Source organism: Nonomuraea sp. SBT364 (assembly GCF_001083785.1).
In the GTDB taxonomy this organism is placed as follows: domain Bacteria; phylum Actinomycetota; class Actinomycetes; order Streptosporangiales; family Streptosporangiaceae; genus Nonomuraea.
The window spans coordinates 1-8,792 of sequence record NZ_LAVL01000257.1 but is presented as its reverse complement, the minus strand read 5'-3'; the positions used below and the strand labels follow the sequence as shown (position 1 = coordinate 8,792).

7 protein-coding genes are annotated in these 8,792 nt (G+C 73.3%); 1 reads left to right on the top strand and 6 read right to left on the bottom strand.

Annotation, left to right across the window (positions count from 1 at the left end):
* Window positions 1–2 precede the first annotated feature (2 nt).
* Window positions 3–176, top strand: a complete 174-nt coding sequence (locus ADY59_RS53815; protein ID WP_331459591.1) for a carbohydrate-binding protein — start codon at window positions 3–5, stop codon at window positions 174–176.
* Window positions 177–222: 46 nt separating this feature from the next.
* Here ADY59_RS53815 and ADY59_RS45365 read toward each other — a convergent pair whose 3' ends face one another.
* The 6 genes from ADY59_RS45365 to ADY59_RS45340 all read right to left on the bottom strand — a co-directional run.
* A complete protein-coding gene (locus ADY59_RS45365; RefSeq protein WP_231619201.1) occupies window positions 223–1,965 on the bottom strand; it encodes a substrate-binding and VWA domain-containing protein in 1,743 nt (580 codons plus the stop codon).
* An 81-nt stretch (window positions 1,966–2,046) separates the two neighbouring features.
* Window positions 2,047–4,605: a bifunctional FO biosynthesis protein CofGH gene (locus ADY59_RS45360; RefSeq protein WP_049576952.1), complete on the bottom strand. Its 2,559-nt coding sequence runs from the start codon at window positions 4,603–4,605 to the stop codon at window positions 2,047–2,049.
* Between the two features lie 47 nt (window positions 4,606–4,652).
* Window positions 4,653–5,549, bottom strand: a complete 897-nt coding sequence (locus ADY59_RS45355) for a DNA-3-methyladenine glycosylase family protein (RefSeq protein WP_049576951.1) — start codon at window positions 5,547–5,549, stop codon at window positions 4,653–4,655.
* 64 nt (window positions 5,550–5,613) lie between these two features.
* Window positions 5,614–6,693, bottom strand: a complete 1,080-nt coding sequence (locus ADY59_RS45350; RefSeq protein ID WP_231619200.1) for a nucleotidyltransferase family protein — start codon at window positions 6,691–6,693, stop codon at window positions 5,614–5,616.
* A 32-nt stretch (window positions 6,694–6,725) separates the two neighbouring features.
* Window positions 6,726–7,844 (bottom strand): glycosyltransferase family 4 protein, encoded by a 1,119-nt coding sequence (locus ADY59_RS45345; RefSeq protein WP_049576949.1) that lies wholly within the window; start codon window positions 7,842–7,844, stop codon window positions 6,726–6,728.
* 95 nt (window positions 7,845–7,939) lie between these two features.
* The coding region (locus ADY59_RS45340; RefSeq protein ID WP_156326138.1) for a lysylphosphatidylglycerol synthase domain-containing protein at window positions 7,940–8,792 on the bottom strand (853 nt) is incomplete at its 5' end.

Below are 8,792 nucleotides of genomic sequence, written 5' to 3'. Positions count from 1 at the left end.
CGGTGCCGACCGACCCGCCCACCGACCCTCCGGGCGGCACCTGGACGGCCGGCACCGCGTACACGCCGGGCTCCACGGTCACCTACGGCGGCGCCGGCTACCGCTGCCTGCAGGCGCACACCGCCATCGCAGGCTGGGAGCCGCCGAACGTGCCCGCCCTGTGGGCCAGGCTCTGACCTGAGCGGACCGAAGGGGGCGCCCGCCCACCGAGGCGCTCCCTTCTCAGGCCCCCGGCCGGCAGGTCGGGTGGCACAGGCGGCGGGCCAGGGCGGCGAGGAACACGTCGATGATCTCGCCGGGCTCCTGGGCCACGTGGAGCGAGCCGTTGGTGGCCGAGGTGATGGCCGTCAGGCCGTCGCGGTCGACGCCCTTGCCGAACGCGATGACGATGACCTGCACCGGCCGGTCGGCGTCCCATTCCTCGCGCAGTTCGGCCAGCAGGTCCGGCTGCGAGATGCCGCCCCGGTCGTCCTTCCCTGCGGTGATCACCAGCAGGGTGTTGTTCATGTCCTCCCGGTAGGACGCCTCGACCTCGCGGAACCCGTTCAGGATCGCGTCGTACAGCGAGCTGTCACGCTTGGGGTGGGCGGTGATCGTGGCCGTGAGCTCGTTCAGCCGGCCGCGCCTGACGAGTTCGCCGCTCTCGGGCTGGTCGATGGGCCCCAGGCTCACCCGTTCCCGGTAGTCCCTGGTCCCGCCGAGCCGGTCGGCGAACTCCCACAGGCCCATGTGCGTCGAGTTCGGGAAGAGCGCCAGGCCCGTCCTGGCGGCGGCCAGCGCCACCTCGACCCGGGTGGTGTCGCCGAGAGGCTCGGCCATGTGCTTGGAGGTGTCGCTCAGCACCAGGATGTTGGTCGGCGGCGCCAGCCTGCTCCACGCGCGCAGAGCCTCGTCGATGTCCTCCGGCGACACCGAGGGCCGGACCCTCGGGGTGGCGTCCGGGCCGGGCGCGAGCGGCCCGCGCGTGCCGTCGCCCGACCGGAACCCGGCCCGGCGGACGATCTCCTGCGCCTCCGGCTCGCCGAGCCAGCCGGCGAAGGCGGTGGACGCCTCGGCGACGGCCGGATCGGTCGCGGTCACCACGTACGGGTAGTCGAGCGTGATCGTGCCCTCGCGCGGGTGCAGGGCGACGACCGGGTCGGCGGACGGGCCTCGGCTGTTGTGCTCGCGCACCGACTGCTCGGGCACGATGACCACCGGCCGCTCCCAGAACGTGCGGTCGTCGACCGCCTCCAGCATGCTGCGGTAGTCGGGCGCCGACCCCGCCTGCGCCCACCGCACGAACGCCGTCAGCGCCTTGTCGGCCTCGGGACCGGCGCCGACCACGTCGCGGGCCGCGGCCACCGTGGCGATCCCGGCCCCCGCCAGCGACGGATCCGGCACCCGTACGACGTCGGGCTCCTCCTCGGTCGGCGTCAGCCGGCCGCGCAGGGTCGGCGGGAACACCATCCGCCAGTTCATCTCCGTGTTGCCCACCGCGAAGCGCTCGGCGAGCGAGGACCGGGTGGCGAACACCAGCGGCGAGGTCGCCACCACCCGCTCGCCCGCCGGCAGCGACCGCGCGCCCTGCTTGCGGGCCAGCCGGATCCACGCCGACGAGTCGGTGATCCAGCCGTCCGGCCGCTCGCCCAGCACGCCCGCCCGCTCGCCGATCACCGTGCGCAGCACCGTGGCGGGAGGCTGCTCGGTCACCTGGACGAGCACGCAGCGCCCGCCCACGCTCGCGCGCGTCTCGTTGAAGCGCCCCGCCGCCTCCATCACGGCGGGAGCCACGTCCACCGCCGCCGCCACGTCGACCAGAACAGGCTCTCGTGCGGAGCACAGCGCACCGGCCCCGCCGGTCACCAGGACGACCCCGGCGGCCAGCAGAGCCACGGCCGCAGCGCCCGCCAGCATGCCGCGCTGGAGCGCCTGCCGCCGTCTCTGCCTGGGAGACAGCCCGGCGCGGTGTCGCCCTAACCGCACGGTGCACCTCTCTTGAAGGAAGGTGTCGATTGTCCCAGCGCCTCCCGCGGCGGGCGCAAGAGGCAGTAGAACTTGTTATATCTAGGCCAGCGGCAGTACCCGCCTGACGCTCTGGCACACGCCGTCGCTGGCGGCGGAGGCGGCCAGCCGCTCCGCGCTCGGCACGCCGTACTCGGTGGTGCGCTGCCGGACCGGCCGCCCGGTGACCTCCGCCATCGCGCGCAGCTCGCTGATGGTCTTGTACGAGCCGTTCTCCGAGCCGGCCATCCGGCTGATCGTCTCCTCCATGAGGGTGCCGCCGAGGTCGTTCACGCCGCCCCGGAGCACCTGGCGGCACAGGTCGTCCTGCAGCTTGACCCAGGAGCACTGGATGTTGGCGATGGCGCCGTGCAGCAGAATCCTGGCCAGGGCGTGCACGGCCCGGTTCTCGCGGGCGGTGGGGCCCGGCCTGGCGACGCCGGCCAGGTAGATCGGCGCGCTGGTGTGCACGAACGGCAGCAGCACGAACTCGGAGAACCCGCCGGTCTCCTCCTGCAGCCGCCTGATCAGCTTGATGTGCCTGACCCAGTGCAGATGGTTGTCCACGTGCCCGTACATCATGGTCGAGGTGGTGGGGATGCCGACCCGGTGCGCGGTGGTGATGACCTCGATCCACTCCTTGGCGGGCAGCTTGCCCTTGGTCAGCACCCAGCGCACGTCGTCGTCCAGGATCTCGGCGGCGGTCCCGGGCAGGGAGTCGACGCCGGCCTCCTTGGCCGCGTGCAGCCAGTCCTCGATGGACAGGTTCGTCCGGCTGGCGCCGTTGATGACCTCCATCGGGGAGAACGCGTGCACGTGCATCCCCGGCGTGCGCTTCTTGACCGCCCTGGCCAGGTCGAAGTACGCGGTGCCGGGCAGGTCGGGGTGGATGCCGCCCTGCATGCACACCTCGGTGGCCCCGGCCAGCCAGCCTTCCTCGGCCCGGTCGGCGACCTGCTCCAGGCTCAGCGTGAAGGCGTCGGCGTCGGTCCTGCGCTGGGCGAACGCGCAGAACCGGCAGCCGGTGTAGCACACGTTGGTGAAGTTGATGTTGCGGTTGACCACGTACGTCACGTCGTCGCCGGCGGCCTGGCGGCGCAGCTCGTCGGCGATCCCGGCCAGCTCCTCCAGCGCGTCGCCGTCCGCCGACAGCAGCGCCACGGCCTGCTCGTCGCTCAGCCCCGCCGGGTCCTGCGCGGCCGCCCGCAACGCCTGCCTGACCTCACTCGGTACGGCGCTCCGCCCCGGGCCGGCCGGCAGCCGGTCGCGCAGCGCCTCCCAGTCGCCGTAGACGTCGTCGAAGTCGTCACGCCGGTCGCCGGTCCGGCCCGTCGTGTCCACCTCGACGTGCAGATCCACCCGGCCCGACGCGGCGAACCCGCCGTCGGGCTCCTGCCAGGGCAGCCCTCGCGGCACCGCGTCCTGCCTGGCCAGCCCGGTCTCCGGGTCGGCCAGCGCCGCCACGTGGGCCATGACACGGGGGTCCAGCCAGGGCTCGCCGGCCCGGACGTACTCCGGGTAGACGGTCAGCCGCTCGCGCAGCAGGAAGCCCGCCTCGGCGGTCCTGGCGGCCAGCTCGTCGATCTGGGGCCAGGGGCGTTCCGGGTTCACGTGGTCGGGGGTGAGCGGCGACACGCCGCCCCAGTCGTCGATGCCGGCCCGGATCATCAGCGCGTACTCGGCGTCGACCAGGTTCGGCGGCGCCTGCACCCGCGCCCTGGGGCCCAGCACCAGCCGGGCGACGGCGATGGTCGCGGCCAACTCCTGCAGATCCGCGTCGGGCAGCCCGCGCATCGCCGTGTCCGGCTTGGCGCGGAAGTTCTGCACGATGACCTCCTGGACGCCGCCGTACTCGCGCGCCACCTTCCGGATCGCGAACAGCGACTCGGCCCGGTCCTCGACGGTCTCGCCGATGCCGATCAGGATGCCGGTGGTGAACGGCACGTTGCTGCGCCCGGCGTCCTCCAGCACCCGCAGCCGCACCGCGGGGTCCTTGTCGGGCGAGCCGTAGTGCGGCTGCCCCTTCTCCTCGAACAGCCGCCGCGACGTCGTCTCCAGCATCATGCCCATCGACGGCGCCACCGGCTTGAGCCGCTGCAGGTCACGCCAGCTCAGCACGCCCGGGTTCAGGTGCGGCAGCAGCCCGGTCTCCTCGAGCACCCGCACCGCCATCGCCCGCACGTACGACAGCGTGTCGTCGTAGCCGTGCGCGTCGAGCCACTCCCGCGCCTGGTGCCAGCGGTCCTCCGGCCGGTCGCCGAGCGTGAACAGCGCCTCCTTGCAGCCCATCGCCGCGCCCTGCCGGGCGATCTCCAGCACCTCGTCCGGGCTGAGGAAAGGCGCCTCCAGCTTGTGCGGCGCGGTCGCGAACGTGCAGTAGCCGCACCGGTCCCGGCACAGTCTGGTCAGCGGGATGAACACCTTCCTGCTGTACGTGATCACCCCCGGGCGACCGGCGGCGGCCAGCCCCGCGTCCCGTACCCGGGAGGCGTGGTCGAGCAGGGTGTCCAGGTGGTCACCGCGCGCCTGCAGCAGCACGGTGGCCTCGGCGACGTCGAGCGCCTTGCCGTCACGGGCACGGGCGAGCGCGCGGCGGAACGCGGAATCACTGACAAGACTCATAGCGGCACACTACGATGCGCTGGGTTCTCGTACCGCACCCAGGGCTTCTAGAAGGACCTGTAGTCGCGGGCGGGCATCCGAGGGCCGCGCGCCGGCGGGCGGAGGCCGGTGCGCGTGATGAGCATGGCCGCCCGGTGGCGGTGGCCCCGGTAGGGCTCCAGCAGCCGCAGCATTCCCGGGTCGTCGGTCTTCTCCCCGGTCAGCGCGTAGCCGACGATCTTGGCGAGGTGGAAGTCGCCCACGCTGACGGCGTCCGGATCGCCGAAGACCCGCTGGCGCACCTCGGCGGACGTCCACACGCCGACGCCGGGCAGCGCGCGCAGCAGCCGGTCGAGTTCCTCGCTGGTGGCGGCGGCCTCCAGCTTGTCGGCGTGCCAGGCGGCGTTGGCGACGGTCCGGGCGCGCACCGCCTCGGCCCCGGCCCGATGCCAGTGCCAGGAGGGGATCTCGCGCCACACCCCCGGCTCGGGGATCACCCGCATCCCGTCGGGCGCCGGGCCAGGCGCCGGCTCGCCGTAATGCCGCAGGAGCCAGCGCCAGGCGCGCCACGCCTCCTGGCCGACGACCTTCTGTTCGAGCACGGCGGGCACCAGGGCCTCCATGACGCGGCCCGTGCGGCCGATGCGCAACCCGGCGTGCTTCCGTACGGCATCGAGCAGGACCGGGTGTCGCGCCGTGAACCCCGAGACGTCGTCGTCGGCGCCCACGAGCGCGGGCAGCGACTCCAGCATCCACTCCGCGCCCGGACCCCACGCCCGCCCGTGCACCTGCCCGCCGGCCACCGTCACCCGCAGCGTGACCGGCCCGTCGGGGGTGCGGGAGGTGCGCCAGACAGCCCCGTCGGAGGTGCGGCACCAGGCCGGATCGCCGCCGCCGCGCCTCTGCGCCGCCAGCGCCGACGCCACGTCCAGCGGCCCGCCGGGCGCCCAGCTACGCTCCCTCACCCCTCCAGTCTGCGGCACGGGAACGAGCGGGCCGGATCCGGTCTGCGGCACGAGCGCGGGCGGGTCAGACGTCGCTCGAGTAGCGGACGGCGCGTTCGGGGAGCTCGACGCCCGGCCAGACCCGCACCCCGGCCTGCAGCTCGTTGCCCGGCCCGACCACCGCGCCGTCGCCGATGACGGCGTCGCGCACCACCGTGCCGGCGCACACCCGCGCGCCCCGCCCCAGCACCGAGTCGGTCACGGCCGCGCCGGCCTCGATCACGCAGTCGTCCGCCAGCACCGAACCGACGACCGTCGCCCCCGCCTCGACCACCGTGCGGGCGCCGACGGCGGTGCCGCCCTGCACCTTCGCCTCCGGCGACACCAGCGCGCCGTCGAGCGCCAGGTATTCGCCGGCGGGCCCGGGCAGCGCCGGCGACGCCAACCGGCCGAGCACCAGGTCGCGCGAGCCCTGGACGTACGCGGTCGGCGTGCCGACGTCGAGCCAGTAGGTGCGGTCGGCATAGCCCAGCACGAGCCGCCCCGACTCGATGAGCCCCGGGAACGTCTCGCGCTCGACCGACACCACCTCGTCACGCGGGATCTGGTCGATCACCGACCGGGTGAACACGTAACACCCCGCGTTGATCCGGTTGGTGACCGGATTGGGGGTCTTCTCCAGGAACGCGGTCACGCGCCCGTCGTCGTCCGTGGGCACGCAGCCGAACCGGGTCGGATCCTCCACCTCGGTGAGATGGAGGGTCACGGCCGCCCGCCGCGCGAGATGCGTGCGCACCTGGTCGCCGATGTCGTGGCCGGACAGGATGTCGCCGTTGAGGATGAGCACCGGCGCGTCCGGCCCCGACGACAGCGCCTCGGCGGCGTTGCGGATGGCCCCGCCGGTGCCCAGCGGCGTCTCCTCGGTGATGTACTCCAGCGAGAGCCCCAGAGCCGACCCGTCACCGAAGACCGGCTCGAACATCGACGCCTTGTAGGAGGTCGCGAAGACGATCCGGCGCACCCCGAACGAGCGCGCCCGCGCCAGCTGATGGGCCAGGAACGGCACTCCGGCGGTCGGCAGCAGCGGCTTCGGCGTGCCCAGCGTCAGCGGACGCAGGCGGGTGCCCTGTCCCCCGACCAGGAGGATCGCCTCTAGATCTGGCAAAGAGCTCTCCATAACTGTGCGAGGGTACCCAACTATTCGACTGCGCGTTGATAAGAGCTGAGGTGCGCCTCCGCGGACGCCTCCCAGGTGAACTCCCTGGCCCTCGCCAGCCCCGCCTCCCGCAGCTGCGCCCTGCGCTCCGGCGCGGCCAGGAGCTGGGCGAGCGCGGAGGCGATGCTGTCGGCGTCCGGCTCAGTGTAGGCGACCGCGTCGCCGCCGACCTCGGGCAGCGAGGTGCGCTGCGTGGTCAGCACCGGGGCGCCGCAGGCCATCGCCTCCAGCACCGGCAGCCCGAACCCCTCACTGCTGGACGGGAAGGCCACCACGAGCGCCCCGCCGAGGAACCCCGGCAGATCCGGCCCCCGCAGGAACCCCGGCCGCACCACCTTGACCGTGGCCTCGACCTCCCGGCACGCGGCGTCGACGTCGTCCTCGTGCACGCCGCCGCCCAGCACCAGCGCCGGCGGCTCGGACAGGCCCTCGACCGCGCGGGCGAAGCCCCGGATGAGGTTCGGCACGTTCTTGCGCGGGTCGAGCGCGCCCAGGAAGGCCACGTACGACTGGCCGTGCAGGCCGAACCGGCTGGCCGCCCCCTGCACCTCGGCCTCGCTCGGCGGGTGGAACAGCGCCTGGTCGACGCCGTGGTAGGCGACGTCGATGCGGGTCGGGTCGGCGGCGAGCAGCCGCACCAGCTCGTCCCTGGTCGCCTTGGACGGCACGATGACCCGGTTGGCATGGCGCACGGCGGTGCGCGTGGCCGAGCGGAAGAACGACGCCTTGACCACGCTGTGCTGGTCCGGCTGGGTGAACCAGGTGACGTCGTGCACCGTGACCACCGTCCGCAGGCCCGAGCGGAGCGGGATCGAGTAGTAAGGCGCGTGGATCACCTCGGCCCCGGCCTGGCGGGCCAGCAGCGGCAGCCCTGTCTGCTCCCAGGCGAGCCGGGCCGCCCTGTTGGTGATCGACACCGGGCCCGGGATGATCCGGGCGGTGGGCGCGAGCCGGGTGTAGCGTTCGGCGTCGGCCCGCTGGCAGACCACCGCCAGATCGGCTCCCGCCCGGTCGAGAGCCGACACCAGACCGTCCACGTATCTGATCAGCGCACCGCGGTCGGCCGGGACCGCCGCCGCGTCGACGAGCACTCGAGGCATTACGTAGATCTTCTCCCCTCAAGATCAACGTCGGGACTCTCAGGTCCCCCTCTTCGTTCAGCTTATGACCAGCGTCCCCTAAATCGTGGCCCAAATCACACTGAGTCGCGCCGTGCCGCGATTCCCGCCAGGCCGGCGCAGATCAGGTCACCGACGACGATCACCACCCGCGAGCAGAGAGCGACCGCGATCGCCCGCCCGCTGTCCATCACCGGCGCCAGCGCCACCACCATGGCCGCCTCGCGCACCCCCGCCCCCGCCGGCACCACGAACGTCATGATGCCCAGACACCACGACAACGCGAACGCCGCGACGGCGAACACCAGCCCGACATCCGGGGTGATGAAATACAGGTGCACCCCGTAGCAGGTCCACCCCGCCACCGCCCAGCCGAGCGCCGCCAGCATGCCCCGCCGGGTCAGCGGCCGCTCCAGCGGCTCCCGCCGCAACCTGCGCAGCCCGAAGCCGATCACCGCGTTGATCACCTTCGGCTCCAGCAGCACCAGCAGCACCGGCACCAGGAGCAGCAACCACCCGAACCGCTCCCACCCGAGCGTCACCAGCGTCACCAGCAGCCCGGTGGCCAGCTGGATCGGCATCATCAGGAAGAACGCCGCCGCGCTGCGCGCCCTCGGCACGCCCAGGTCGCGGCCCATCTCCATCTGCGCCAGCATCGGCCACACCGTGCCCGGGATGTACTTGCCGAGCTGGCCCACGAAGAACACCTTGGCCGCCGGCCGTAGCGGCAGCTTCGACCCCAGGTCGGCCAGCAGCGTCCGCCACGTCAGCATCGCCCCCAGCAGCGCCGCCACCACGGCCACCAGCGCCCCGCCGAGCATCGGCCAGCTGAGCGCCGCGAACCCCTCGGCCACGGCATCCCACTGCGACGCCACGGCCCACCCGCCGAACCCCAGCGCGACAGCCAGGAACCCCAACCGCACCAGCCGC

Excerpts from the sequence above, each read along its gene's own strand:
- ADY59_RS45360 (WP_049576952.1), bottom strand. The coding sequence starts at position 4,605 with ATGAGTCTTGTCAGTGATTCCGCGTTCCGCCGCGCGCTCGCCCGTGCC.
- ADY59_RS45345 (WP_049576949.1), bottom strand. The coding sequence starts at position 7,844 with ATGCCTCGAGTGCTCGTCGACGCGGCGGCGGTCCCGGCCGACCGCGGT.